General features: G+C 48.1%; 23 protein-coding genes and 1 pseudogene. 9 read left to right on the top strand and 15 right to left on the bottom strand.

The window, feature by feature from the left end:
* Positions 1-368 precede the first annotated feature (368 nt).
* From NY78_RS24465 to NY78_RS22955, 4 genes are all read right to left on the bottom strand, one after another.
* A complete protein-coding gene (locus NY78_RS24465; RefSeq protein ID WP_156180846.1) occupies positions 369-1,454 on the bottom strand; it encodes an HNH endonuclease in 1,086 nt (361 codons plus the stop codon).
* A 74-nt stretch (positions 1,455-1,528) separates the two neighbouring features.
* Positions 1,529-2,005: a KilA-N domain-containing protein gene (locus tag NY78_RS01825; RefSeq protein ID WP_043630923.1), complete on the bottom strand. Its 477-nt coding sequence runs from the start codon at positions 2,003-2,005 to the stop codon at positions 1,529-1,531.
* A gap of 169 nt (positions 2,006-2,174) precedes the next feature.
* Positions 2,175-2,753, bottom strand: a complete 579-nt coding sequence (locus tag NY78_RS24460; RefSeq protein WP_156180845.1) for a hypothetical protein — start codon at positions 2,751-2,753, stop codon at positions 2,175-2,177.
* Between the two features lie 604 nt (positions 2,754-3,357).
* The gene (locus NY78_RS22955; RefSeq protein WP_082139851.1) at positions 3,358-4,998 is read right to left on the bottom strand and encodes a site-specific integrase; all 1,641 of its coding nucleotides are present in this window, start codon (positions 4,996-4,998) and stop codon (positions 3,358-3,360) included.
* On the opposite strand from NY78_RS22955, the gene NY78_RS25155 reads away from it, so the two are divergent.
* Positions 4,948-5,235, top strand: coding sequence for a hypothetical protein (locus NY78_RS25155; RefSeq protein ID WP_197084188.1), 288 nt, complete (start codon positions 4,948-4,950; stop codon positions 5,233-5,235). The genes NY78_RS22955 and NY78_RS25155 overlap by 51 nt on opposite strands.
* A 332-nt stretch (positions 5,236-5,567) precedes the next feature.
* Here NY78_RS25155 and NY78_RS01815 read toward each other — a convergent pair whose 3' ends face one another.
* The 3 genes from NY78_RS01815 to NY78_RS24455 all read right to left on the bottom strand — a co-directional run bounded on the left by NY78_RS01815 (position 5,568) and on the right by NY78_RS24455 (position 7,388).
* Positions 5,568-5,882, bottom strand: a complete 315-nt coding sequence (locus tag NY78_RS01815; RefSeq protein WP_043630921.1) for a hypothetical protein — start codon at positions 5,880-5,882, stop codon at positions 5,568-5,570.
* Between the two features lie 34 nt (positions 5,883-5,916).
* Complete coding sequence (locus NY78_RS25370) at positions 5,917-6,195, bottom strand: lysozyme inhibitor LprI family protein (protein WP_269430847.1); 279 nt, start codon at positions 6,193-6,195, stop codon at positions 5,917-5,919.
* Between the two features lie 203 nt (positions 6,196-6,398).
* Complete coding sequence (locus NY78_RS24455) at positions 6,399-7,388, bottom strand: hypothetical protein (protein WP_156180844.1); 990 nt, start codon at positions 7,386-7,388, stop codon at positions 6,399-6,401.
* Between the two features lie 107 nt (positions 7,389-7,495).
* Here NY78_RS24455 and NY78_RS24450 point away from each other — a divergent pair, with 107 nt between their 5' ends.
* Positions 7,496-7,936, top strand: a complete 441-nt coding sequence (locus tag NY78_RS24450; protein WP_082139849.1) for a transposase — start codon at positions 7,496-7,498, stop codon at positions 7,934-7,936.
* 622 nt (positions 7,937-8,558) lie between these two features.
* Here the strand turns inward: NY78_RS24450 and NY78_RS01795 are convergent.
* From NY78_RS01795 to istA, 8 genes and pseudogenes are all read right to left on the bottom strand, one after another.
* Positions 8,559-10,025, bottom strand: coding sequence for a hypothetical protein (locus NY78_RS01795; RefSeq protein WP_156180843.1), 1,467 nt, complete (start codon positions 10,023-10,025; stop codon positions 8,559-8,561).
* 19 nt (positions 10,026-10,044) lie between these two features.
* A complete protein-coding gene (locus NY78_RS01790) occupies positions 10,045-11,064 on the bottom strand; it encodes a hypothetical protein (protein WP_047959980.1) in 1,020 nt (339 codons plus the stop codon).
* A 2-nt stretch (positions 11,065-11,066) separates the two neighbouring features.
* Positions 11,067-11,453, bottom strand: coding sequence for a hypothetical protein (locus NY78_RS01785; protein WP_043630915.1), 387 nt, complete (start codon positions 11,451-11,453; stop codon positions 11,067-11,069).
* 449 nt (positions 11,454-11,902) lie between these two features.
* Complete coding sequence (locus NY78_RS23435; RefSeq protein WP_156180842.1) at positions 11,903-12,913, bottom strand: helix-turn-helix transcriptional regulator; 1,011 nt, start codon at positions 12,911-12,913, stop codon at positions 11,903-11,905.
* Positions 12,914-13,475: 562 nt separating this feature from the next.
* Positions 13,476-14,519 carry a hypothetical protein gene (locus NY78_RS24445; protein WP_156180841.1) on the bottom strand — a complete coding sequence of 348 codons (1,044 nt, stop codon included), beginning with the start codon at positions 14,517-14,519 and terminating at the stop codon, positions 13,476-13,478.
* A 24-nt stretch (positions 14,520-14,543) separates the two neighbouring features.
* The gene (locus tag NY78_RS23430) at positions 14,544-15,662 is read right to left on the bottom strand and encodes a C1 family peptidase (protein ID WP_156180840.1); all 1,119 of its coding nucleotides are present in this window, start codon (positions 15,660-15,662) and stop codon (positions 14,544-14,546) included.
* A 393-nt stretch (positions 15,663-16,055) separates the two neighbouring features.
* A complete protein-coding gene (istB, locus tag NY78_RS01775; protein WP_043630908.1) occupies positions 16,056-16,832 on the bottom strand; it encodes an IS21-like element helper ATPase IstB in 777 nt (258 codons plus the stop codon).
* Positions 16,833-16,845: 13 nt separating this feature from the next.
* A pseudogene (gene istA / locus NY78_RS01770) lies at positions 16,846-17,952 on the bottom strand (IS21 family transposase); the annotation flags it as partial.
* 397 nt (positions 17,953-18,349) lie between these two features.
* Between istA and NY78_RS01765 the strand changes: the two are divergent.
* The 7 genes from NY78_RS01765 (at position 18,350) to NY78_RS01740 (ending at position 26,198) form a co-directional block, all read left to right on the top strand.
* Entirely contained in the window at positions 18,350-19,855 is a 1,506-nt protein-coding gene (locus NY78_RS01765) for a class I SAM-dependent DNA methyltransferase (RefSeq protein ID WP_043630906.1), read from the top strand.
* 3 nt (positions 19,856-19,858) lie between these two features.
* Positions 19,859-20,284, top strand: a complete 426-nt coding sequence (locus tag NY78_RS01760; RefSeq protein WP_043630904.1) for a nucleotidyltransferase substrate binding protein — start codon at positions 19,859-19,861, stop codon at positions 20,282-20,284.
* Positions 20,284-21,918, top strand: coding sequence for a restriction endonuclease subunit S (locus tag NY78_RS23425; RefSeq protein ID WP_082139846.1), 1,635 nt, complete (start codon positions 20,284-20,286; stop codon positions 21,916-21,918). Before NY78_RS01760 ends, NY78_RS23425 begins: the two co-directional genes overlap by 1 nt.
* Entirely contained in the window at positions 21,918-24,317 is a 2,400-nt protein-coding gene (hsdR, locus tag NY78_RS01745; RefSeq protein ID WP_197084187.1) for an EcoAI/FtnUII family type I restriction enzme subunit R, read from the top strand. The genes NY78_RS23425 and hsdR overlap by 1 nt, the downstream gene beginning before the upstream one ends.
* A gap of 80 nt (positions 24,318-24,397) precedes the next feature.
* Positions 24,398-24,604, top strand: coding sequence for a hypothetical protein (locus tag NY78_RS24440; protein WP_156180839.1), 207 nt, complete (start codon positions 24,398-24,400; stop codon positions 24,602-24,604).
* A 178-nt stretch (positions 24,605-24,782) separates the two neighbouring features.
* Positions 24,783-25,418: a hypothetical protein gene (locus tag NY78_RS24435; protein ID WP_156180837.1), complete on the top strand. Its 636-nt coding sequence runs from the start codon at positions 24,783-24,785 to the stop codon at positions 25,416-25,418.
* Complete coding sequence (locus NY78_RS01740; RefSeq protein WP_156180835.1) at positions 25,419-26,198, top strand: hypothetical protein; 780 nt, start codon at positions 25,419-25,421, stop codon at positions 26,196-26,198.
* Positions 26,199-26,485 lie beyond the last annotated feature (287 nt).

Here is a 26,485-nt window from a genome sequence, read left to right as displayed (position 1 = left end):
CCCTCAGCCTTCGGTTTCCCCTTGGAATCAGAAGGGACTTTGCGAAAAGGTCTCTGTGGGTGACCTTTTCTCTCTCGCCCTCCGACTCCACTTCCGGCACTTTGTCCCGGGCCAGGGCAGACTTGGCGGGCGATTTTTTTTGGGGGGCTTGCGGGGCGACTCGGCTGGTACAGGCTCGATAGAACAAGTTTTATCAGTAGTGGTAGTTGGTTGGGTCAAAATGCGAGGATTTTCGCCTTTTCTTTGGGGGCCTTTGGCTTGATTTCAGAATCCTGAACTCTTCCCTAGCCTCACGAAACTTGCCAGCTTCCGGGTGCCCCTTGGCTTCCATGGCGTCAGCCAACCAGGCAAGAGCGTCCTTGGCAGAGTTATCCTTTGGCGCTTTTAACCATCAACTGAACTTCTTCGAGACTCAAGACCCTGTCTTTCTTCCTGTGGAACATGCGGTGGCAATTGGCACACACAGGGATAAGTTCCGTAGCTGGGTCAACTACACGCTCTTGCACTTGTGCTGCGAGAGGGAAGAGGTGATGGACTTCGATATATCCAGCACCCCAGACTCCATAAGTCTCGCCGAAATCGAAGCCACAAACCAGGCAACGCAATCCGTTAATGTGTATAGCTGACAGTCTATTTCTAAGGTTACGCTCGTAGACCGTGCTAATTATCTGCCTCCGTGCGCCCTCTTGTCTGGAATCTAAAAGTAAAGGCTCTGCATCTGAAGGGAGCGAGTCAAAATTAACCTCTTCTATAGCAATAAACTCAATCTTAAAAGAGTCTTGTTCTTTTGAAAACTTCTCAAAGCGCATCTCTGGTGGGGTGTTTAGTGCTTGATCGCTCTCTTTGATCAGTTTTAAATGCTGAGGGAATCTGTCGGCAATAATTTTGGCAACTCCATCACGCCAAAAGAGTCTTACTCGTCCACTCTCACCCTCAGTGTCTGGAGTTAAAACAGCGGGAAATCGGACTTCGCCATGCATAAGAGTTATTGGTTTCGGTGAGTCTCCCGGAGCATAGCCAAAAAATGAAATAAGCTCTCTGGGGACAGCAGTCCCATGGTGAATGAATGCAGACCTATCCATTGTTTTCACCGCAACTATATCGGAAAAAACGGTCCATGAATGGACGATCAAAGGATAAATCGCCATATTTGTTTGCCGATGAATACCTAGACGCTCAGCTTGTTTCTTTACAGCGTGTGCCATTGACTTTTGAAAGTTACCTCTAGGCTTGTACCCATTGATGAACACATATCCAAGCTGGTGAAGTATTGCACTGATATTTTGATGCTTTAACTCTATAGCAGCCTTAGTGCGTCCACTCAATTTGACTTGTAGATTTCTGTTATGCTCAGCCTTGTTATATGATTGCCCAGTGGACTCTTTCTGAAGCATTTCAAAGTAGTCGTCTATGGTTAGCCTGACCTCTTCGGAGGACCAGTCTTTGTTTGCCATACCTGCCTGCCAAGCTAGAGTGTTCTTGGAGTTGCTGGGACTTCAGACAAAATATTTAGCTAAAATACCTTCAGCTACGATGTCAACGCGTCTCCGGTCTTGTACCGCATGAAGACTTCGTTGACCTGCATGTGGAGTTCGGGAGACAGGTACTTGGCATAGGCAAGGGCAATCTGCCAGTGGGCGTAAGTCCCGCCCCGTCGTCCACGGGCGACCTGAAGGAAAAGGCCGGAATCCCGGCTTTTTGACAGGGCAGCGACAAACGCCTTATTCCCTTCGCTTTCAAGCCAATAGCTTGGACGGTTGCGGTGCTGCCCACCAGACGCTCGGTGAAGGTCCGTCAGACTGATAAGCCCGTCCTCATTCGTGGCCACCAGCTTGTTGCCAATCAGGAACTTCGACGGCAGGCCTGGGGGCGTGACCGCACCAGCGTCACCAACCGGCTGGACTTGGACAGGCTTCCGCACGGCCGGAAGGTTGAAGATCGGAGCGGCAGGCTTCAGCACGGCCGGATGATTGAAAGTGACACTGACCTCAAGACCCAGACGCACAGGAAAAATCCATTAGTTTGCGAGCAGTAGTACAGTGACTCCAGTACTTAAGTGTGTAGTACCACCGCCCCAGGTTGCTTGATCCCAATTAAAAGAATCCCATCGGTTTGAAGACGAGGAGGCTACAAGAGGTGTGAGAACAACAATGAACAAAATAATGTATCTCATTTTATCTTTCTTCCATTGTTATTGGAGTGTCGAAACCATCGCTTCCCGGATAGGAATCACGAACTCCTGTCACGTTAAAATCATTAGGGTAAGCTTTTGTTACGGCATGCGTAGAAGAACCGTATGGATAGCATTGTAATCCGTTCCAATACGATTTTAGCTCGGCAGGTGCGTCTAAAGACTTTCTGGTATAATATGTTTTAAATCCGTTTGAAAGCTGGGCAACAAAAACTGTGTCAGTCAGTGTTGCGCTTACATATATTTGTCCAGTGCAGTTATCTCCATCATACATTAGCATGCTCTGACTTTCTACAGCCTGACCAGAAACATGAACCCAGACAAGGAACCCTTTTTCGTTAATGATATTTGCAGAGTGTGCTGAAAATGACACTACGTCTCCTATGATTATTCCGTTTGATTTCAATACGTACTTTGTTTTTTGTAGATATTGAAAATTTTCATTAACATCTGAAGCTTTTGCTGTTTGGCCTGCCTGGAACGTATGGGGAAGCTCTGCAAAGGCGTATGAGCATACAAAAAAACAGAGAATAGCTAGGCATAGCAGCACTTTGATGTTCATTTGTCTCCCCCTGTTTGGTAAATATCTTTACCCAATGTCTCGGCAAGGCGGCTTTTTGTCAAGAAATCTTCAATCATTGTAGAACTCTAGGGTAGAGTTTGTCTTTTCATAGGCCCGGCGAAGCCGCTGGGTTCAACATAATGGGGCTGATCTACGCCGTGTCGGTTTGGTGGGTAGGATCGACGGAAGGGAAGGACTTGGAGCAGGATCAAAAATGGGGGGCGTTTCCAAGTCGGCCGGGTGGAAAATATCGCGCGCGCGTCTTAACCTTTTTACTCCTTTTAATACCTATAGGGGGCTGGGAAGCGAGGTACAGCAATGGTTCCCAGCTTTTTCGATGGGTGCAAGGCCACACAAGGGTGGGTGCAAGACCATATCGGTCAGGTCGTGATTTTCTTCGGCGTCTCCTTGGCCAGCGCCAGCATACTTTACGAAAGCGAGTTTAGATTTCTCAACTCGCTCTTTCTGGGCGACGTCGTTGATAAAATCGTTGACCCTTTCGCTACGGACCCAGAGGGACGTTCTAAGTCTGTCCGTTGCTCCCGACGCCTCCCACAGGTCCGTCAGGCGTATCAGTCCATCTCCATGCGTGGCAGTAGATATGTTACTCTATCATCGCAAACCGCGTCTTTTTCAGGTGCGAGAGATCGACACCGAAGTCAAGTTTCATCACATGCGGCATCAGCATAGCCGGGTCAGTCGGCAACTTTGTGTACCGACCAGCCGTCTCGCCCTGTGTAGCGTGCCCGGTCAGCCAGTCAACAACTTGAACGGGAACTTCTTTGTGGATCAGATTTGTCGTAAACGTATGACGAAAGCTGTGAAATGACTTCGCACCAGCGATACCAACCCGTTTGACGTACTTGCCGAACCACGTTGACACCGAATGTCCGTACTTAAAATTCACTCTATTGAGCGCCTGAAACACTCTCACAGTGCCTGATTCCCTAACAATATCAACGTAACGACCAAATCCTAGCTCTTTATCAACAAATGGATGAACCGGGACAATGCGTTTGCTCGTTGCCGTCTTGACTCTCTTGTCCTCGGCGTTGTCATTGATGTCAATAACAAGCAAGCCACCAATGCGCTTAACGTCATCAACGTGTAGTTGCGACAGTTCTTCTATCCTAGCGCCCGTGTAGAGTCCAAGCAATGGAATCCAAAACGGCCATGGTTCTTTCATCCTATCCCCAGGATAGCCCGGACCGAACATGACGGCAAGGTCATCACTGGAAAACATGTCTCTCTCGTCCCGTGCGCTGCGTTTCTCTGGCATAGATAACCGGCGAAACACGTTCTTCTCAACGTATCCATGTCGCTCGGCATAGTCGAACAACCCAGATGCAGCCTGGATTAAGTTGTTTATCGTCCTTGGAGACAGGTTCTTCCCTTTGCTAACATGGGCCAAAAGCCGTTCTTTGTACGTCCTGGCAAACTCGTGGTTCACCGCCGATATGTCAGCATCACCCATCAGTTCAGTCAATGTGGCGATTTTCCTCGGGTACTCCAACCGCGTCCGTTCGCCCCAGGCATCGGAAACAGTCTTTTCCTGGATATACAAGGCGATAACATCTGACAACTTACGCCCATCAATAGTGACGGCTGCGGCTTCAGCCTGTTGAACGATAGGGTCTGGACTGAAAAATGGTTTAATATTGTACTCAATATCCCCGTCGTTCCTGCGTCGAATGACGTCCAGGGCAAGAGCCAGCCCTTGAGTATAATTGTAGCAAGCTTCGCTGAACTCTGGCTCCCAGGGCGAAACGTCGGCCTTATTTTCTTCCAGCAAGTCCATCACTGGCTTAGACATGTGCGTCCACCGCTTCTCTCTGACAAGCCCGTCCAGAATCATTTGCCCTTCGTCTGGGTCATCGATTTGCACAAGCTCATCATACGGGCCATCAGGCTTCGGGAGATCCACGGTGAATTTGTACGACCAGGGGTCTCGAATCCTGTTAAGCCTGTCCTGCTCAAGGATGCGGACCAGTTCCTTATGAACAAGCTCGTAAACGGCGTCACTGCTCAACTCAGACATTTTCCCAGCCCTCAATTCGTTGACGAACGCAAACACGACGACAGCCAGGGCAAGGGCTTTAACCCTCGCTTCTCGCAATCGTCCAGTCCCCAGCGACATTCGCAATTCCGTGCGCCCAAGACGTGGGCGAAGATCAACAGGAAGACAGAACCGGAAATGAACGGTGCCAGCACGGGACACCAGATACGAGGGAGCGCGACCAGCCATCGGGATACCCTGCCCTCGGTCCGTACCAGCGGTTCGGACCAGCAGTTCGTACCAATTACCCAAATGACGGGTTGCCCGGTGAAAAGAGCGAAACGTCCCGATAAAGAAAAAGAAAAAGGCCGGGACGTTATCCCAGCCTTTTCCAGATGTATGGTGCCGAAGGGGGGACTCGGCACCTTCGGAACCAAGCCCAGAAGTAACAGCTTGATTTTATATGACTTCAAAAATATTTATTGAAAATTCGTCCAAACTTTGACCTATCAGTTTGACCCCTCTTCCACAAGCTCAAAGAACGGCTCATCACGCCGGTTCGAGTCCCCGAAATCACGATATGCCAAGACAGATTTAATGAATCAGCAAGCCGCCGGTAAAGCCGGAGGCTTGCATATTTCAGTCGCTCAAACCAGTTTAGTATTCGGCCCGTCTGAACGCCGGCAACTCGATTCCACGTCCCCCACTCCACTCCACCTGACAACATGCTTTTCGCTTAGACAAGTAAGCACGCCTAATGATGGTTCAAGTCGAATCTGTCACCAGACTGGGTACACCCCAGTGTTAGGGCCACTAATTTACTGGCAAGAACCATTAACAAAAGGAGAAACTTTCTTTATCATATCCTTTTTGACTGTTAGACAAAAACGCTTACTCTTGTCACCACTTGCGGCTTGAACAATTCCAAGAATATTTAATCCTGATTTTGAATGCGCGTCTAAAACATACATTTTTTTCGCATCAACATAAACACCATGCAGCTCACCAGCCGGCCCATCAAATATTTCTATTTTTACAATAGACTTTTCTTTTAAAAGCTCGTCCGCCTTGACCTCTTGACACAAGAAACCAACACTCATAACCAAGAGAAAAACAAACAGAATGCTACACATGGAGTTTCTCCTTTTTTTTAATTGTACGAATATTTCACTTCGCCATCTTTTTTAATTCTATTGCGCGGATTTTGACGTATTCTACCTCCTCTCCCAAGTATTGCAAGACAGACGAGCAAGCCCCCGTATCGCCATCTTCCAAATCTTTTCTAAGCTTCACATAATTTTTTACCCACTGGATCTGCTCGGTCTTTAATTTCGCTGCCTGCTCCTGCGGCAAAGAATTCATCAGCGACTTATAGTAGCTATTCAGCAAGGTGTCGTGCTTTGCCATCTCCCCCTTAAGACACGCTACAGTTTCGCAAAAACTCATATTATCGTCAGAACACGGAGACTTGCCACCTGCTCCCAAGGCACCAACGCTAGATATTAACATCAAGGACACTGAAAGCAATAATCTTGTAAAAGTTGCCACTAGCGCTAACTCCTTAAGTGAATTTGAAATCTGAACTCCCTATTAGACACTCCACAAATCATATATGTCATTTTGGAATTAGCAGCGCACATGAAATCATGTTAAACTAGAATTTTTTCGAAAGACAATTCCGAAGGCTTCATCGTCACTGAGGACAAATTGAGAACAGCAATAGTTTTATCCTGTATCAACACAACAGATTGGTCAACAATCATCAATTGCAATTTTCTACATTGTGGTTTCACGCTCGGGAATATAACCCCTGCAAAGGCACAGACTCGTTGCCGTGTCTCCTTGCCGTGAAACAATGGGAAAGGCTCATCAACAGCTATCCATTCAACAATGTCTCTTGTCACATACAACCGACCATCGCAACAAACAACACAGCAACCGCTATCTTGATCTATATAGCTCATATCACCAGACAACAGGCTTACACAGTCGTTATCGGATACAAACCGCTTCCATCTGTCACCATCTACAGAGCAGAATAAATCTTTGTTATCGTCAATAACGAACAGTTTCTCTCTATAACTAAAGATACCTTCAACACTTTCCATGGGATACTCAATATTTACAGAGCTCCAACTCAAAACATCTCTTGAAACAGTGAGCATAGGCGCATTGTCTTGGCAATCAGTGAAGCTCAGCATCATTAAATCACTAGTGCTACACACTCCACCGAAATCATGACCTTCAAATTTTTCGCTTAAATCTGTCGCAACCCAAATATTTAGATCTGAAGAAGAAAAAACAACGACAGCCGAGAACAATTTTTGTTCTTCCGAATCAAAAATCCAGCCTGACTTTTGTAAGGTTATATCTTTTAAATATGTTGAAAACACATACCACTGGCCTTTGAAAAAAATAATACGCTCAAATTTCAAGCGCCCCCAGTTGTCATTTACAACCAAACCACACACCGACCAATCTATTCCGTCTTTAGAAAACTCAACATTTGACCCAAGCGAAAACAATATACCATTAACACATGTCAAGCACTCCTTCTCAGAAACTTTGCTCGACAACAAAGACCATGTGCTAGAAACACCAACATTTGAGACAATGCTGGAATGATGATGAAAGTTCATTTCGCTCCTCCTTATACCAACTAAAAAAATTCGAGGACACCAAAAATCACACACACTGAACCCTATTCTATTAAACTGGCAAATCTTGAAGTACGGCATAACAGAAGATGATTTCATCAGGCGAAATCGTAGAAAATAATAATAACGGAAAACCTCAAAGTGCGGCTGGCCTGGAGGCCTTGAAGGCGGCGAATCCGAAGGTGGAATCTAAAGGTTGGCTAAGCCCTGGGCCAGAAGGAGTGACCCAACGACGTCTGGAAGCACCTCGGATCTGGTTGGGTGCGTTTCGTGAAGCAGCGGTGGCTGGTGTGGGGGTGAACAAGTCGGACGTGACCCCGATGCGCAAGATGGGGGAGATGATCCAGAGACATCTGGAAAACATCCTGACCTTCTGTCGCCACCGGATTACCAACGGCGTAGCCGAGGGACTCAACAGCAAGATCATGGCCATCAAGCGGAAGGCTTGCGGCTACAGAAACCGGGACCACTTCAAGACCGCTATCTACTTCTTCTGCGGCGGCTTGGACCTATATCCGACAAGTTCCTGATCGGAACTACCCACGGGAAACCCTGAAGGATTGAATTTATAGACCTTTTGGACGAAATCAGCCCCATGGCCGGAGGCTGCATTTATTCGGACAAGGGGCACAGCAGTCAATTGAATCTGCATGTGCTTCAGACTCGGGGACTCATGGACGGCATCATGCACACCCGTTGAAAAAGCCGTTTCTAGCAAATTTTTTCGTCGTAACTAGCTGGAATCATTTTGCCTCATTGGCCAAAAATGAGTTTTACAACGGGCTGCTAAGGTCGAGTTGAAATCTCTGCTCAATGCCCTGGCCTTCAACCTGAAAAAAGCGGTCCTCATGGCGGGAAGCTAAGGGCAGTTGCGCCTGAAAGGCGGTGTAAGCCGTTTTCAGGCGATAAAATGCCACTGCACGCGCCTCATTGAAGGCGAAAAACCCGTTTTCGAGCTTAAAAAAAGGCCAACGCAGCTGCCTAAGGAAATTGTGCAACGGTCTCAAACCGCTATTTAATTCTTCTGCGGCGGCTTGGACCTCTATCTGGAAAGTTACTGATTGGGGTTACCCACGAAAACCTGGGAAATATAATCTATCAGCTCACATGAACCTGTTCGCAAACAGCCTACTGGCTGATACCTGTACATCATTATAAGATGAAGACGGACTCTCTGTCCTGCATAAAAGAGTCAAACTCTTCAAAACTCATGAACGGTAAGTGCGCGGAGAAAACCTGACATATATTCTCCAATCCGTGTATAAATCCCAGAGGATCCCATTGAAGCATCGACATTTCTAGAGTGTCCATGGACGTGAGCAAAATAGCCTTTCGCTCGGCAATATGATTATTAATGAGCTGTTCGAGCTCGAGCCTTTTGGCCCGCATGAGGGGAATTGCCGTCAAGGTCATATCGTGGATCCTTTCCCTCCTCAATCGGGCTGTCTTGACAGTCGCACATTCCCCTAGACTGACCAAGCCAGATTGGTGTAGCATATTGCCAATATAGTACCCTACTGTAGATCCAACCAAAGCGCCAACAACCGGAATAGGTATAACAATCTGTCCTAGTGCTCCATAATAAAATGCCGTCGCACCAGTAATCGCGGTATGGCTAACTTCCGAAAGCATTTCTTCCTCTTCAATATCTCCCTTTAAATAAGACGTCACCGACTTGCATGACTGGATAAACCCAGTTGCGATGGCAATATGAGCGTTCGATTTAGCTATAACTTTTACGCTGCACTCGCTCAGGCACTTGCCAAATCCGTGAAGAAGTCCCTTGCTCGCGGCCGTGGTGACGTAACCCACGACTGCGCCACAAGCTGCGTCCATAGTCACTTTGGCCAATGTTTCCCCTACAGTGGCTTCCCCGTGCGCGATCCTGAACAGACCTCCAGCAGCCGAAAAGCCACCTGCCACCGCCCCACTCACCCTGGCGGCCTCCATCCCCGAGTGGTGTATGTCGCCCAAGACTCCTTTACACTTAAAATCCGAAGCCATATCGGTGGCAGTCTCAATCTTTGTCGCGTCCAAAGCCTCCTGACGAGTCGTGCCACCGGAGGAGACGTCGCCGTGACTAAGCTCGCCCTTGAGATGCCGCTTGGTCTGGACATAGTCCTCGGACTTCAAAGTACCTTTACCGATACGCTCATCAAGAAGATCTTCTGCCTTCACGTGCTGGTCTTTGGGTAAGAGCCGATCCATCTCCCTGTATTTGGGGTTCGAAAGGGCAAAAACACTTTGAGCAGCGTTGTCACACGATTTGGCTTGCACCTCTCGCAACACCTTCTTGCCCTTGCGGATTAGGATATCTTCAAAGGCATGCGGATCTCCGAGGGCGTCAGAAGTAACGGCATGGGTGGCAGCGCCCTTACCTAGACTGTCGAGATTATATTTGATGACCTCAAGCTGCTCGAACATACGTCCTTGGGTAAGGACTTCTGCGCAGTTCTGCCATTTTGACGCCAGATCCATGAGGCGGTCAGAATCAACGAAAATGCGCCTAGTGTGTTCAGTTAAATGTTGAGTCCTATGATCGGAAACAATAGTCGAGGCATACTGAAGTAGTTTTCGGTCAATAGAGACCTTGTCGACGAGTTGGTCTGCGTCTGACATTTCGTAGTCCACCCGCTTATTACATCCGGTTGATATTATCGAGTTCCTGGCCCGTCTTCACGAGAACATTTCTGGAAGCACGGGTTATGGCACCATCCTTATCCAAAATTGGCGTTTCCAACACGTTCTTCATGGTCTTAGCCAGGAGAACAGCCATCATCACCCCTTTCTTGTCTGAAAGAGAGTAATCATTGTAATCGTAGCATCCCGAGGAAACTAGAGATCGAAGTCCGCTAAGCAGTGGCTGGAATAACTGATCCAGCTTTAGCAGAAGGTGATCAATTTCAGCTAGGCGCTTTTGGATGGCGTTGGTGGCTACCTTGGCCGTCATCATTTGTTGTGCGGCCGCACGGGCCTTGTCCCGGTTAGCAAAAGCATTATGCTTGGCTTCCTCGGCCTTGGCGGCGAGTATCATGCCGCCAATCGCTAATACTGGGGCCGCCACAATACCACCGAGAACCGCAGTTCCACCAGCGACACCTAAGCCGCCAACACTTAGAGCGCCACCACCGAGCCAAGCCAGCGTGGCATTTGTGGCCGCCACACCGCTCAATGAAGCGATGGCTGTCCCGGTGCTCGCAGTAGCCAGCGTACCCACGCCACCATAGGCAGCCAAGCCCGCTAAACCGCCAGCACCAAGGGCCGCCACGCCGCCTCCAACAACATCCTGCATATTCAAGGCTGACTGAGTGATCTCCTGTAGATCGTCACTTGATATGGACATCTCCTTTAATTCGTCAGCGATCGCCTTGTCCTGAAAGTCGACGGCTTTGATTTGTGAAAACGCTTCGACGAATGGAATAAGGCTATTTTTATAAACAAGGAACTTTGTGTTGCCAAGAGCAGTCAAAGTTTCCTTTGCTGCGTTACGTGATTTTTGTAGCTGCTTACAAGCCTTATCGTAAATCGTAACGGCCTTGTCATTGATATCCTTAGCCGTAGCGAAATCTTCTTTAGCGTCAAAACCCTTTTTGACGCCGTAACCTCCTGAACAAATAGCAGCTACTGCCAGAAATACGGGGATAAGCGGTAGAGGCATGACTAGTCCTCCATGAAAGCTTGCGCTTCATTAAAGAGATTAAATTGGCGCACCACCCAGGACAGCATGTCGTTAACCTCGTAATTACTTAACCCGAAAGCACTGGCCAAAGAATCAAGAAATTTTCTTTCTTCTTCATTAACGCCGCTCTCGGCCTGGGCTATGGCAGCGAGTTCAAGAAATGCAGAAACGCGTGCACGCTTTGACTCAAATACTTCGGCGAGGTCGCACAGGGAGCACTTCTTTGGCTCAACGCCAGGAATCTGAGCACAAAATGTACTCATCATCTGTTGTTCTTTCCCAGATATGTTTCCATCCGCCAAGGCAACCTCATGTGCAAGATATAAAAATACAGCTTTTTGTTCACCACTGAGGTTTTGAATAAACATTTTTGCCTCCATTTGTTGGCAACATTTGTTTGATAAGTTTAGTTTTAAGCGCAAAAAAGCACACCCTCTCTTGCAAAGCAAGAGATACTCCTCATAGGTCATTATATTAGAAAAAAAAACGAACTGGACCTCCACACGACATTTCGCTGGTCTTGTTTTATATATTTTACAAGTTTTTTGCAACAGATCGTAATGTAAACAAATTCCATCGCCTCTATCGAGGTCGTCATACAATCCTCCGAACAATAGCAGTTGCGAACAGCAACTACCACACATTTGACACGAAAAATGATTGCATGCTTTCAAAATACTTACTTGCCAATAAAATATTACAAACAACCCCAAAAAAAGATCTGCCACCACATTCCCAATATTAAATCAATACCTAGACCAAACCGAATCAAACAAATCAAAAACCAATAAGCTAGATTAAGTTAAAACCAAACGACCTAATCAACACCAGGACCTAGGCAATACTTGTTCTTCAAAACGATAAGTCGGTTTGCAAACTCACACCTTAAATCTAATGGTTCGACAATTTCAGCAAAAATCCCAAAGCTAAGCAGCCAGGAAAAGCATTCCTCTTTATTATTTGCTGTAAAAACTAAATCCACAGACCCATCAGTACCAAGACTAATAACCTGATCTTTACTCCACTGTCGTTCTGAAACATACTGTGAGACTGAAGCGTCGAAGTGAACCCTCAATCGTAAGGCTTTCTTATTCATAAGACCAAATAAATTTGACTCATCAGAAGGATACTCTGTAAACTTATGTTTCTTTGCCAATGGATTGAAATTTTTAATTCGCTGAACAGCCAAGGTCATAGGCTGGACGATTTCTTGACCATCCTGCTCCTTAATTCTCCAACATTCCACATACAAGCTTTCATGATAAGCAACCAAACGCATAGGGGCAACAGTAAATTCACGAGTTTGTTGACTTTTTGCACTATGATAAACTACTGTACAAATACGTTTTTTTGGAATTGCCTGCATTATCTTGCTAATTTCTTGTTGAAATGGCGTATAGTCAATGAACCCTTTCACACGTGACTGTGCAATTGGCGTCAAGGCATACTCTCTGACAGATTTATCTACTAGGAATTCTGCAGTTCCCTCAACAGTTTTACCTAGTTCAATCCGCATGTCGTCGGGGAGCAGGCTAAATAAAATATCTTTGCAAAGGACAAGCTGTTGAATATCTTCGTGAGTGAAAATCTTATTACGCATATTTGCCAACTTATTTATTTTATACCACCTTTCTTTTCCATCCTTACCGGTTTCAATCACTTCTACCAACTCAATATCAGTAATAAAACGCATAATTGTAGCTTTAGAACACCGAAGCCTTGATGCGAGGCTTGACAACGTATGTTTCCTAGCAGAAAAAACAAGCAAACTATACAAATCAAGCATTTTACTAGAACTTGAAGCATCTGAGTTTAATCTTACAGGCACAATAGTTTCTCCTCAAATTAGTAAAAATGAATTATATTAAAAATAATTGCCCAGGTCAACAAAAAATATCGCGGTTAAAATCTTGTAGAATAAAAAATATTTTACAAATTACTTTGCAGGAAGTTTCTCCCGCACATCCAGCATCAGCACATAAATTTTTGGCTCTGACTCCATGCTCGGCTCGGCAATCTTGTTTTCCAGCACTGTTTACAGTTGGCTGACATCATGCCTGTTTGCTCCCGTAACGACGACCGAAACTGGACGCCACTCCAGCCTACAAGAATATGGCGCTTTGTTCATTTTTCCCCCGATACGTGGGATTTATTCAGGAACTCTCCTTGGCCATTGGAGCTTGTTCATGCAGCCATCAATGGATTGGCTTCCCATGCGATTCCTTCCATGCCGCCATAGTCTTACAATCTACGTCCAGAAGTCGTCAAAGCCATAACTGATACAACATTTCCAGCCACAGTAACTCTCCTTTAGTAAAAGGTTTAGATACAGAGCATGGGACATGGGTAGTACACCCATGTCCCATGCTGGATACTCTAACTCGAGCACATCAACTCCCCGCACCTAGCAGCAGATTTATTGCTGCCATTGGCACCGGTTTAGGCAAAGCCTTAACTATGGTCCAAGTATATGTAGTGGGTGTCTGCTGGATGTTTCCATTTTTATCGACTCCCACCACATACAAGGTATGTTTACCCAAGACTAGCTTACTTAACCAAATAGCATTCCCATTGTTCGCCGCCCAAGTCGGACTGTATTCATTGGAGTCGAGTTTAAACCGATAACCCTCCACATCAATACCACCCACCAATATTTGGGGCTGATTATTTGTGGTGATCTTATTTGGTAACCCCGTAAGCACTGCAACCGTGGTAACGTCCTCCACCCAATACAACTCGGCTGTATAACCTCCACCCGTAGCGGTGTTACAATACGCACCCACCCAATGTCCACCATTGGTCATATTGATGATCTTTATGGGCTGTGACATGGGCACTCGTTCAACTAATCCATGACCATCAACAAAATAAGAATAGCCAATAACTTCAGGGTTGTCAGAAGAAACAGTCAAGGTGAGATCCCTCTCATGGAGCACATTTGACGACAATCCCGTTATCGTAGGAGGATTGGGATTCAAAAAACTCACCCACCAACATGTAGAGAAACCACCCGTATTCCCAGCATTGTCGGTGGCTATGACTGTAACACAATAACGTGTCCCCCGGACCATTCCCGTAATCTTAATGGGCGTATTAATCGATATCGGATTTGACAACTCAGAAGTCAAGGTCTGATATTGATATTGGGAAACTCCCTCTCCCACGATCTGGATGGTTATGGCATCCGAGTAATAATTTTCATTATTATCCGGAGTACCCACGAATTGAATTACGGGTGGTACTGTATCAACTGTCCAAGTATACACAGTCGGACTACTGGTGGATTGACATACCCCCAGATCCGTACAAGCTGCGAGTTCTAGCGTGTACTGACCCTCGTACATATTGGTTAATTGGATGGGCGTAGCCGCAGCGATGTTATCACTGAAATACCCACCATCAAATCGATACTTGTACGTATCAGTATCACCCACCACCAAATTCAGGGTAACACTAGACTAGCGGAATGCTGCAGGCGGAGTATATGTTAACTTAGCAGATGGAGTCACTGTCGGCTCTGGGTGATGCACATATGTTCCACCAAGAACATAATTGTCTACCGCAAACATGGTGCCCGAGTAAACATCTACTTCCGAATATGCAATTATGAAGTACCCCTTTTCACCCCAAGTATCACCCCACGAATTTTTCACGATAAAGCATCGCGCGTCATCATCATATCCAACTACGGTCACTGCGTGCATGCCAGAAAACCGACTTTGAACCACGGTATACACTCCTCCACCATAAGCATAGAATTCAGTAGGCACGAACATGATAGCAATGAATGGGCCGTATACATTTAGAATTTTTTTAAAATCTCCCACCGGATCGGGAGTATCAATCCGAATACGGACCGTAAAGAATTCACCGATTCTGTAATTGCCAATTGTATTCATGTCTGCAGTAAAGACTTCACTACATGGCTTAACTTGTGCAAGATACGGAGAATACCTTTCTTGTACTACTCCCGTATCGATCAACTGTTGGTGAGTCCCATCGGGAGCATTGCCGGAGCAGTTTTTTTCTTCAGGGCATGATAAAAGATACTGCTCGGACAAGTTAAGCTTCCACTGTGGGAGATCAGCCTTGATCTTTTCCAAACTCTCAAGTGTCCGCAATGCCGCAAACATCACACATGCCCCACACGAACTCTGCTGTTTTACGGCAGTGGTGTAATCCTTACCATTGATATTCCGATAATCCAATTTGGTGGGATAATCGGAGACACCGGAAATACCACGGGTAGGACCAGAATTTATCTGATCCATAGTCTTGATATTAGTAGTGGGCTTAAGTGCATCAGCTTCCTTGCCGACCAACAGATCAAGCTGTTCCTGGGGCATATGGGTGAATTTATTTTCCTTAGCTACCCAAGATGCACCCTTCTTTTGAATGGCCGAGTTGATTTCATCTACCGCTGGGATGTTGTTTATACCATCAGCATAGGATGCAGACGTCATCAACACCCGCAAAACGAGAAAAATAATGATCTTATATATGGAATTTTTGACGTTACTATTTAAGCAACAAACAAAAATCAAACCATTATCCAAATTGAGCAGATAGGCTTTCACAATAACCGCCACGATTAAAATTCAGTACCCAGACACTTTCGCGACCCCTTGACCGCCCTAACGGCCCCCATTGATACATGAGATGATTTCACCATACGAAATCTTCGGAGCCTTTTTTAAAAAGAAGGGCCCTGCTCTTGCCGGACACATTAACGAGTCGTTCTTCCAACTCGGGGTCCTGGGAAACAACATGCTCCGCGTGATGGGCGAGTCGCTGCTCGACTCCGGGATTATCGGGCTGAAGAAGGCAACGCGCCGCCGGTTGCGCACAATTATGCAAGGGATGATGTACCTGTGCGGGCGTGTCATTGACCGCCCTAATGGAGCCAGGGATGTTCACCCCTAATGAAGCCACCTTGGGTGGCGATTCCGGGGTTCGGACGCATCGAAAAGTTAGGTGTTTTCCTCCGCACCGGCAACGAGGTTTTTGAGCGCCGCTTCCTCTCGGGAGCTTCGATAGCTCCTTCCTTCAAGAATGACCTTGTAGGCTCCATGCCTAATCCGGTCCAAGGTCGCCGCCCCCAGCAGTTTATTGTTGAAAGCCTCCCCCCATTCGGCGAAGTCCAGGTTGCTGGTGATGACCGTTGCGCAGCGCTCATAGCGCTCGGCGATCAGGTCGTGAAAATCCTCATCCTCCGAGGATTTAAAAGGTTTCAGACCGAAGTCGTCGATGATGAGCAGGTCCGTCTTGGCCAGGGTGGACAGTTTCCTGTCATAGGTGTTGGTCGCCTTGGCCGCCTGGAGCATCCCCAGGAGCTTGCCGATAGGCGTAAAGAGCACCTCGTAGCCGTTTCTGGCGGCGGCATGGCCAAGGGCCTGAGCGGTATGGCTCTTGCCGGTGCCGCAGGGACCGACGATGAGCACCGGGGCCTTTTCCTCCAGAAAGCGGCAGGTGGCCAAGTCCAGGATCAGCGCTTTGTTGACGGACGGATTGTAGCTGAAGTCGAAACTTTCCAAGGTCTTTTCGCTACGAAAACCGGCCCGGCGGACGCGCAGTGAGAACTTCTTCTGTTCCCGGCGGGCCACCTCGTCCTGGATCAGCATGGCCAGGAACTCCACGTGTGACAGGCCGTCCTCGATGGCTTGTTTGTTGCGGACCTCCATGGAATCCAGGATACCGGAGAGACGGAGTTGCTTGAGCGCGGGTTCGAGCGCTGGCATAGGGTTCATGAGTTCCTCCTTTTCATTGCAGTATTCCTCGCAGTTCACGGCAATATTTCGACTTTCCTCTGTAGACCTCTTTCACCTCCTCATGGAAAACGGGACGCGGCAGGACATCCAGACCTTTTTCCAGGATGCGTTTGACAGTGTTGTAGCGGGGATCGTGATGGTCCAAGGCGCGGCGGCAGGCGGCTTCCAGGCGTTTGGCCCCATACTTCTTCTTGAGCTGAAGTGTTCCTTGGGCGGCCCGGAGATTGTCCAGGACCTTGTGGGCAAACAGCGCGTCGATGCACTCCCGACAGGCCAGACCGACCTTCTCGGCCTGGGCCAGACACCATTGCGGATCGTGCATGATGTAGGCTTGGGCTTCAGGCGGCTGATGCTCCTGGACAGTGGCTTTGCTTCCCGGCCGTGACAGCCGAGAGTGGATGACGACCAGTTCGTTGTCGTGGAAGATCTGGACGGTTGTTTCCGTGGCGCGCAGCCACAGGGTTTGACGCACCAGACGGTGCGGGGCGGAGTAGTAGCAGCGGCGGAACTCGACGTGGCAGTTGCCGTGCAGCTTCACCTTGGCCCAGACGGCCAGCTCCAACGGCACGTCCGGCAGGGGACGTAGAATGTGTTTTTCCGTCTCGGCAAACAGCGCCAAAGGTTGCTCCTTGGTGGTCCCATGGATGCGGTTGCCAGCTATTCCCATGACTCAGTCTCGCAACTGCTCATTGGCGTCCCGCAAGCTCCGGAAGTCACGTAACGGCATGAAGTTGTTCTTGATATACTTGACGCCGGATTCCACTCGGCCTTTTTCCTGTGGATCGCGTGGTGGGCAAGGTGAAACCAGAAAGCCGCAACCCTCGGCGAAGGCGGCATAGGATCGCTGCACCTCGGGATCGTGGTAGCAGGCCTTGGTGATGGCGCATTTGGGATTGTCGATGATGACCCTGGCCGGGACGCCGCCGAAAAACTCGAAAGCCCGGCGGTGACAGCCAAGCCACGTCTCGATCTTTTGGTCACGAACGATCTCCGCGTACTGATGCCGGCTCCAAGCCAGTGTCATCACGAAGAAATGCGTCTTGGTGACTTCACCCGTAAAAGCGTCAGTAATCTCGGGGCCGGCACTAAAATCCACCTGCACAGTTGAGGCTGGTGTTGAGTGGGGGTGGCCGCAGGCGTAGGGCATGGCCATTTACCACGCCATCAACGCTTACACCAAGTTGGCTCAGTGCTCTTGGTGATGGCGGAGAGTGGGTATCGGCTGCAGCGTGTCGGCGGGATGATCCTGGGGATGGTCAACTGAGATAGGAAGGAAGGAGCCCCATTCTGGAAGGGAATGGGGCTTCGTAAAATTGAAAGTCTTGGACAAATAGCCTGGGGAACCGCGTCAGCCCTTGTAAACCTGTCAGGGCCAGGGTACTTAGAAACGGTAGTAAGTCATATAGATCGCGACATAAAAAGTCGGGATTGCGAACCTTCCAAGACAGCTTGGGGAGCAACGCCGACAAGACGGCGCTTACCCAGCCAAGGGCGACATGTTCGAGCAGACGTTTAAAAATATCGACGACGTGCTCTGGAAAGAAGCCGGGTGCTCGTCGGAGCTGGATTATACCGAGCAGTCCTCGTGGATGCTCTTCCTGAGATACCTCGATGACCTGGAAGCTGAACGTGCCATGGAAGCAGAGCTTCTTGGCAAGGACTACTCCTACATCATCGACAAGGCGCATCGCTGGTCCAAGTGGGCAGCCCCCAAGAAGCAGGATGGCAGCTTCGACCACGATAACGCTCTGACTGGCGACGACCTCATTGCTTATGTCAATGACGAGTTGTTCCCCTACCTCAGAGGATTCAAGCAGCGGGCCACCTCACCGGACACCATCGAATACAAGATCGGCGAGATCTTCGGTGAGATAAAAAGCAAGTTCCAGAGCGGCTATTCCTTACGGGATGCCTTGGAGCTGGTGGATCAGCTTCACTTTCGCTCCCAGAAGGAAAAGCACGAGCTTTCCCACCTGTACGAAGCCAAGATCAAGAACATGGGGAATGCCGGGAGAAACGGCGGCGAGTACTATACTCCCCGCCCTCTCATCCGGGCCATGGTCAGGGTCATCAAGCCCAAGATCGGTGAGACCATTTATGATGGCGCATGTGGGTCGGCGGGCTTTTTGTGCGAGGCGTTTGACTACTTGCGCTATGGGCCGGACGGGAAAGAGAGTGAGAACGGGAATGGATCGACTTTAACGGTGGATCAGCTTCGTGCGCTCCAGACTTCCACCTTCTTCGGGAAGGAAAAGAAGAGCCTTGCTTACGTCATCGCCATCATGAATATGATCCTGCACGGGATCGAAGCCCCCAACATCATCCACACCAACACCCTGGCGGAAAATCTCGCCGATGTGCAGGAGAAGGACCGCTACGACATCATCCTGGCCAATCCGCCCTTTGGTGGCAAGGAGCGTGGGGAAATTCAGCAGAACTTCCCGATAAAGACCGGTGAGACCGCCTTTCTCTTTCTCCAGCATTTCATCAAATACCTGAAGGCGGGCGGCAGAGCGGCGGTGGTCATCAAGAACACTTTTCTGTCCAATTTGGACAATGCTTCTCGTGCCTTACGTCAGGAATTGCTTCAAAGCTGCAACCTGTTCACCATCCTGGACTGTCCCGGAGGCACGTTCCTCGGGGCGGGAGTGAAGACGGTAGTGCTCTTCTTTCAGAAGGGAGCGCCGACGCGGAAGGTCTGGTACTACACGCTCGATCCCGGCAGGAAGATGGGCAAGACCACCGCCCTTAATGACGACGACTTGGCAGAGTTCGTGACCCTGCAAGCGACCTTTGCGGATTCCGAGAAGTCCTGGACCAAGGACGTGAAGGACATTGACAGGGCGACGTTTGACCTCTCGGTAAAGAACCCCAATGCTCCTGAGGAAGCTCCCCTGCGCGATCCCGTGGAAATTCTGGACGAGATTGCCACGCTGGATGCGGAGAGCGCCGAATTGTTGAGTTCCATCCGTTCACTTCTTGGAGCGACGCAAGGAGGCTGAGCCATGTCGGAAGACATCCGTTGGAAGCAGCGCTTCAATAACTACCTGAAGGCGCTCCAGACACTGACCGACGCTGTCAAGCTGGCCGAGGAGCGGGAGCTTTCCACCTTGGAAGCACAGGGAGTGATCCAGTCCTTTGAATTTACTCATGAACTGGCCTGGAATGTCTTGAAGGACTACCTCGAATATCAAGGGGTCAGCGATATCGTCGGTTCAAGGGGTGCTGTCCGCGAGGCGTTTAAAAATGGTCTGCTTGAAGACGGCGAGACGTGGATGACGATGATCAAGGACAGGAACCTCTCGTCCCATACCTACGATCTTGAAAGAGCCCAGGAGATTGTCGAGAGAATCCTTGACGAGCACCACCCTGCTTTTCTGAAGATGGCCAAAAAATTTAATGCGTTCTACGAACAATCCGAGAGTGAATAATGCGCTACGGGCTCACTGAGCAAACGATTCAGCTGATTAATTCCGTCTTCGAAAAGCATCCTGTTGTAAAACAGGCAGTGCTGTATGGTTCGCGGGCCAAAGGCAACTACAAGCCCGGCTCGGATATCGACCTGAGTCTTTTTGGAGAGGACATCTCCCAGAGGGAGGTGAATCAGATTCTGGACGAGCTTGATGCGCTTGATCTACCCTATACGATTGACCTGACAGTGTTTAGGGATATTACTTACGCTAAATTTCGCGACCACATTGCTCGAATTGGTGTTGTTTTTTATCAACGTGATGAAGACAATATTTCTGGGGAATTTGTTGAAAGTAGCGGGCAGGATTCATGCGATGAAAGTGTAAAACTCGGATTTTCTGGAGAGATTAAAGGATGTTTTGTGGCTTCTTGGCCTATCGTTTCAATGGGTGATGTGTGCATCATCAATCCGCCAAAGAAGGAGGCAAAGAAAAAACTTCAAGACTCCGATTCAGTTTCTTTTGTCCCCATGAATAGTCTTGGAATTTACACTAAAGATTTAATTCTTGGTTCTGAAAAAGCGTTAGCCGACGCATACAAGAGCTATACATACTTTGCAGACCATGATGTACTATTGGCAAAGATAACTCCTTGTTTCGAAAATGGAAAAGTTGGAGTTGCCCGGGGACTTACTAACGGGATCGGCTTTGGATCAAGCGAATATATTGTATTGAGATCTAAAAGCGATGTTCTGCCAGAGTACATTTTTTACTATTTGTCTCAAAAAATAATCAGGACGATTGGGGCGAGGATTATGACTGGAGCGGTCGGTCATAAACGCATACCGGAAGAATTTATTGCTAATTTGCAGATTCTTTTACCATCCATCACAGAACAAAAACGTATCGTCGCCATCTTGGACGATGCCTTTGAGCGCATCGACGCCGCCATCGCCAACACTGAGAAGAATATTGCGAATGCCAGGGAGTTGTTCGAGAGCTATTTGACAGATGCTTTTTTTCGAGCCGGAAGTGCTTGGAAGACCTGCAGACTTGGTGAAATCTGTAAGCTGCAAAATGGGTTTGTTTTTAAAAGCAATTTGTTTAAGCAGTCAGGAATGCCAGTCCTTCGGATTTCCAGTATTCAGGACGAGTTAGTTTGTGACAATCGACCAGTTTTTGCTGACCCTAAAGACTATAAGGAAGACTTAAGAAAGTACGAAGTAAATGATGGTGATTTACTTATTGCAATGTCAGGGGCCACAACTGGCAAGGTCGGTTTTAATCGTACAGGCCAAACGTACTTGCTGAATCAACGTGTAGGGAGGTTTGTCCCCAAAATAGGACTTAGCATTGACTACTTATTTTTATTCTTGCTGACTAAGCAAGAAGAAAGCCTCAAAATATCTGCTGGATCAGCTCAACCTAATTTAAGTACAAAACAAATAAATGACTTTACGCTTCCTTTCCCCAGGCTAGATGAACAAATAGTCTTTGTGGACAAGTCGTTGGCAGTTCGTGAAAGCATACTGTCGATTGCAGAAGTTTGCCAGAGCAAGCTATCAGCCCTTAATGAGCTTAAGCAATCCCTCCTCCAAAAAGCCTTTTCCGGCGAGCTCCCCACTGACTTCAACCCGGACGCCCTGGAGCACTGATGTCCTCCCCCATACCCCATGACCTGAACGAAGCGGAAACCCGGGCGGAGCTGATTGATCCAGTTCTTGCGGCGGCGGGATGGGGTGTTGTCGAAGGAAGCCGGATCAGGCGGGAAAAGATCACCAACGGTCGGCTCATCGGGGGTGGCAAGCGCAGTAAGCAGGATATCGCCGATTACGTGCTGGTGTTCCGAGGGCAGAAGCTCGCCGTTATCGAAGCCAAGCGGGTCAGCCTTCCAGACACGGAAGGAGTGGGACAGGCCAAACGCTACGCGACCATGCTGCAAGCCCGGTTCGCCTACTCCACCAATGGGAAGGGAATCTACCAGATAGACATGCACACCGGGGCCGAAGGCTATGTCGACTCCTACCCGACCCCGGACCAGCTCTGGCAATCCACCTTTGCCCAAAAGAATACGTGGCGGGATCGGTTCGCAGCCATCCCCTTCGAGGATAAAGGCGGAAGCTGGGAAGCCAGATACTACCAGCACAATGCCATCAATCAAGCCCTGGAAGCCATAGCGGCAGGTAGGGATCGCATCCTCCTCACCCTCGCCACCGGCACAGGCAAAACTTTCATCGCCTTCCAACTCGCCTGGAAGCTCTTCCAAAGTCGCTGGAACCTCAAGGACTGGAAATGCGGGGGAGAACCGAGTCGCAGACCTCGCATCCTGTTCCTGGCGGATCGAAACATCCTCGCCAGCCAAGCATACAATGCTTTCTCGGCATTTCCCGAAGACGCCTTGGTCCGCATCTCCCCTGACGCGATTCGCAAGAAAGGGATGGTTCCCAAAAACGGCAGCATTTTCTTCACGATCTTCCAGACCTTCATGGCGGGTCGGGACGCGGCAGGCAATCCTGCCCCGAACTTTGGGGATTATCCTCCCGATTTCTTCGATTTTATCATCATCGACGAGTGTCATCGCGGTGGGGCCAATGACGAAAGCAACTGGCGCGAGATATTGACCTATTTTTCGCCAGCGGTGCAGCTCGGTCTGACGGCGACTCCCAAGCGCAAAGGGAACGTTGATACCTATGCGTACTTTGGCGACCCCGTGTACGTGTACTCACTCAAAGAGGGGATCAACGATGGCTACCTGACTCCGTTTAAGGTCAGGCAAATCGCCACCACCCTGGATGAGTACGTATACACCGCTGACGATAATGTCATTGAAGGGGACATCGAGGAAGGCAGGCGCTACACCGAGAGCGATTTCAATCGGGTCATCGAGATCGCCGAGCGGGAGCGCTACCGGGTCAAGCTCTTCATGGATATGATCGACCAGACCCAAAAGACGCTCGTTTTTTGTGCGACTCAGGAACACGCCCTGGCGGTCAGGGACTGCGTCAATCAGACTAAGCAGAGCAGCGATCCCGACTATTGTATCCGCGTGACCGCCAATGACGGGTCGGAGGGGGAACGCTGGCTGCGGGTATTTCAGGACAATGACAAGACCATCCCCACCATACTGACCACCTCCCAAAAGCTTTCCACCGGGGTAGATGCTCGCAATGTCAGGAATATCGTCCTGATGCGTCCGATCAATTCCATCATTGAGTTCAAGCAGATCGTTGGTCGCGGTACCCGCCTCTTCGAGGGCAAGGACTACTTCACCATTTACGACTTCGTGAAGGCATATGAGCATTTCAATGACCCTGAGTGGGACGGCGACCCCATCGAGCCTGAACCTCGTCCACCGGGCAAGCCACCCAAGGAATGTCCCGTATGCGGCAAGCTCCCATGCGAGTGTGTCCGAGAGCCTGAACCCTGTCCTGAGTGCGGTCGGATTCCGTGCATATGCGGCAAAAGGGTGAAGACGAAGATCAAGCTGGCGGATGGCAAAGAGCGGATGATCCAGCACATGACCGCCACCACCTTCTGGAGTCCTGACGGAAAACCCCTCTCGGCAGCCCAGTTCATTGAAAGCCTGTACGGGCAACTGCCCGAACTCTTCAAGGACGAGGACGAGCTGCGGGCCATCTGGAGCAAACCGGATACCCGGAAGCGACTGCTTCAAGGTCTTGAGGAGAAAGGCTTCGGTGGTGAACAGCTTGCCGAGGTCAGTAAGATGATTGATGCCGAGGACAGCGACCTGTTCGACGTTCTCGCCTACATCGCTTTCACACTTGCTCCCATGAGTCGAGCCGAACGTGTGGAGAGCAGAAAGGACCACATCTTCTCGAAGTATTCATCCAAGGAGCGGCAATTCCTGGCCTTTGTCCTTGACCATTACGTGGCCCTAGGGGTGAGTGAGCTGGACCAGGAAAAGCTGCCTGGGTTTATTGAATTGAAATACCATTCGATGAGTGATGCAGTGGCGGAGCTGGGGAGTGTGGGAGGGATACGAGAGGTGTTTGTTGGGTTTCAGGAACACTTATATTCCACCGTACAAAGGTAATACTGGCAAACAAAACTTGTTGTTTGTGTGCTAGAATTGTAAAGTTAGTTGACAAACGTTTCCACGGCCAGGAAGGATCAATGGAACAGCTACAGCTTCTACAAGACATTGATGGCAGAATAGCAAATCTTAGTTGGAAACCTGCAAGCCAATGGGCATTGCCTGTTTTAGAAGCTGTGTCAAATTCTCTTCATGCGGTGTCAAGTGCAAAGAATGAAAAGCAACTTATAAAAATCACTCTGATACGCGAAGGCGATGATCAATGTGAGCTTATAACGGACAAGTAAAGAGAAAGGCCAATTGTTGGGTTCCGGGTTGAGGATAACGGTGTAGGATTCAACGAAGAAAACTTTAATGCGTTTAAAACGATAGATACAAGGCATAAATGTAGTCGTGGAGGCAAGGGTGTCGGCAGGCTGTTTTGGCTGAATGCTTTTTCTACCGTGACTATTAATAGTACGTATAATGACAACGGTGTGTTCAAAAAAAGGCACATTTCTTTTGGTGCCAGCAGAATTACACACAAAACCGATATATGCGAAAAAAAATGGAGAAACATCTAAAGTTGTTGAAGTTTCTGGTATAAGGCCAGAGTATAAAAAATATTACAATAAATTGGCGACAACGGTGGTCAAGGAGATTGTTGAAGAATTTTTTCCTTATTTCATATTAAACGGATGGCCTAGTACATTTACTGTCTCATTCACGGACAGTGGTGAAAGCGAATTCAATGTTTGTTACTGTGCAAACTACGTCAGCGACACAGAGACGTTCACTCTGGGTCAGCATGATTTTAGCCTGTTTCATGTTAAGAATTACCAACATGACCGCCATAGGGTTTATTATTGTGCATCTGAGAGAGTTGTGAGTGAGCATAAGAGTCCTGTTTCAAACATTATCCCCAAAAGGCAGCTACTGGATGAAAGCGGAAATCGGTATTGGTATATGGGGCTAGTTGCCTCGAAGTATCTTACTGACAATATATCTGCAGAGCGAAATATTTTTTTAATACCAGAAAAAAATGACGGAAGGCTGCATCTTGACGACGTGAAGGATATCTCACTAGAGGAAATTGATGAAGCGATAAGAAATATTATTTAATTGTATTTGACTTCTTCATTGGAGGATGCCCAAAGAGAGACGATTGCGTCAGTCTCAAGAGTCTTAGATAAAAATCCTGAACTAAGGGTAGTTCCATTTTCAGATGAAGATATCAAGGATCTCGTGTCATCCGGCGAGAGTGAAATAAAAAAGAAATTCCGTGAAAAGCTTTATGAGCACCTCGATGATTCTCGGGAAGAGATTGAGGCTCTAATATCAAGAGTTGAGACAGAGTGTGCCATTGATTTTGACTCTTTTAGGAGAGAATTCGACGAAGAAGTTAAGCGTTTCGCACTGCTTAATCAGTCCCATGTGATTTCATATGTTCTGTATAGAAAACACGTGCTTAAATTGTATGAGAAAGCACTTACAGTGTTTTCCGGAGAGAAGGCAGCAAAAGAAGATTTCATTCACAACCTAATATTTCCTATGCGCCAGCAAGGCTCTCCTGCTGACTTTGGCTCTAATCATAATCTCTGGCTGATCGACGATAGATTGTCTATGGTTGACTGGATAGCAAGCGATATTCCTATAAACAAACATGAAGTTCTGACTGGAACAGATGTTTCGAAGGAGCCGGATATAGTTTTTTACAACATGGCTTACACTGACAACGCGAATGTCCTTTCAGAGTCTGGATATTCTGAAATTCATATTGTCGATTTTAAGCGACCGCTTACACTTAGCAACGATCCAGTGACGCAAATTAGTAACTATATGTTCGATATTAAGAATTCAAAGGTGCTGCACTTGGCTTTGGAGGATGGTAAGTACAAATAAACTTCCAAAAAACTAAGAGTATCGCCGGAAGCTATGTTTTATGGGTATGTAATATTTGATCTTAACGAAGTACGTCATACCGAAAAGTGGGGGCGTATAGCACACAAAAACTCGCTTAGACCATTTATGAATGGATATGTTTCTCAGCGAGACAATATGCTGATCTTTGTAAACTCATTTGAAAATATTTTGTCAATAGCAAAACAACGAAATGAAGTCTTTTTCAATAAGTTAACTGCTTTGGTTAGGTGAAGGCTTACGTTCTTCTGGTCAAGGTAAACGATTTC

The organism is Desulfovibrio sp. TomC, from assembly GCF_000801335.2.
Taxonomy (GTDB): Bacteria; Desulfobacterota; Desulfovibrionia; order Desulfovibrionales; family Desulfovibrionaceae; genus Solidesulfovibrio.
Note: the sequence above shows the minus strand (reverse complement) of the source record. Positions and strands in the feature narration are given on the sequence as shown.

Excerpts from the sequence above, each read along its gene's own strand:
- NY78_RS01790 (WP_047959980.1), bottom strand. The coding sequence starts at position 11,064 with ATGCCTCTACCGCTTATCCCCGTATTTCTGGCAGTAGCTGCTATTTGT.
- NY78_RS01795 (WP_156180843.1), bottom strand. The coding sequence starts at position 10,025 with ATGTCAGACGCAGACCAACTCGTCGACAAGGTCTCTATTGACCGAAAA.
- NY78_RS01760 (WP_043630904.1), top strand. The coding sequence starts at position 19,859 with ATGTCGGAAGACATCCGTTGGAAGCAGCGCTTCAATAACTACCTGAAG.
- NY78_RS24465 (WP_156180846.1), bottom strand. The coding sequence starts at position 1,454 with ATGGCAAACAAAGACTGGTCCTCCGAAGAGGTCAGGCTAACCATAGAC.
- NY78_RS24455 (WP_156180844.1), bottom strand. The coding sequence starts at position 7,388 with ATGAACTTTCATCATCATTCCAGCATTGTCTCAAATGTTGGTGTTTCT.
- NY78_RS24435 (WP_156180837.1), top strand. The coding sequence starts at position 24,783 with ATGACAACGGTGTGTTCAAAAAAAGGCACATTTCTTTTGGTGCCAGCA.
- istB (WP_043630908.1), bottom strand. The coding sequence starts at position 16,832 with ATGAACCCTATGCCAGCGCTCGAACCCGCGCTCAAGCAACTCCGTCTC.
- NY78_RS01785 (WP_043630915.1), bottom strand. The coding sequence starts at position 11,453 with ATGTTTATTCAAAACCTCAGTGGTGAACAAAAAGCTGTATTTTTATAT.
- NY78_RS01815 (WP_043630921.1), bottom strand. The coding sequence starts at position 5,882 with ATGTGTAGCATTCTGTTTGTTTTTCTCTTGGTTATGAGTGTTGGTTTC.
- NY78_RS23425 (WP_082139846.1), top strand. The coding sequence starts at position 20,284 with ATGCGCTACGGGCTCACTGAGCAAACGATTCAGCTGATTAATTCCGTC.
- NY78_RS25155 (WP_197084188.1), top strand. The coding sequence starts at position 4,948 with ATGAACGGTGCCAGCACGGGACACCAGATACGAGGGAGCGCGACCAGC.
- NY78_RS24460 (WP_156180845.1), bottom strand. The coding sequence starts at position 2,753 with ATGAACATCAAAGTGCTGCTATGCCTAGCTATTCTCTGTTTTTTTGTA.
- NY78_RS24440 (WP_156180839.1), top strand. The coding sequence starts at position 24,398 with ATGGAACAGCTACAGCTTCTACAAGACATTGATGGCAGAATAGCAAAT.
- hsdR (WP_197084187.1), top strand. The coding sequence starts at position 21,918 with ATGTCCTCCCCCATACCCCATGACCTGAACGAAGCGGAAACCCGGGCG.
- NY78_RS25370 (WP_269430847.1), bottom strand. The coding sequence starts at position 6,195 with ATGAGTTTTTGCGAAACTGTAGCGTGTCTTAAGGGGGAGATGGCAAAG.
- NY78_RS24450 (WP_082139849.1), top strand. The coding sequence starts at position 7,496 with ATGATTTCATCAGGCGAAATCGTAGAAAATAATAATAACGGAAAACCT.
- NY78_RS01765 (WP_043630906.1), top strand. The coding sequence starts at position 18,350 with ATGTTCGAGCAGACGTTTAAAAATATCGACGACGTGCTCTGGAAAGAA.
- NY78_RS22955 (WP_082139851.1), bottom strand. The coding sequence starts at position 4,998 with ATGGCTGGTCGCGCTCCCTCGTATCTGGTGTCCCGTGCTGGCACCGTT.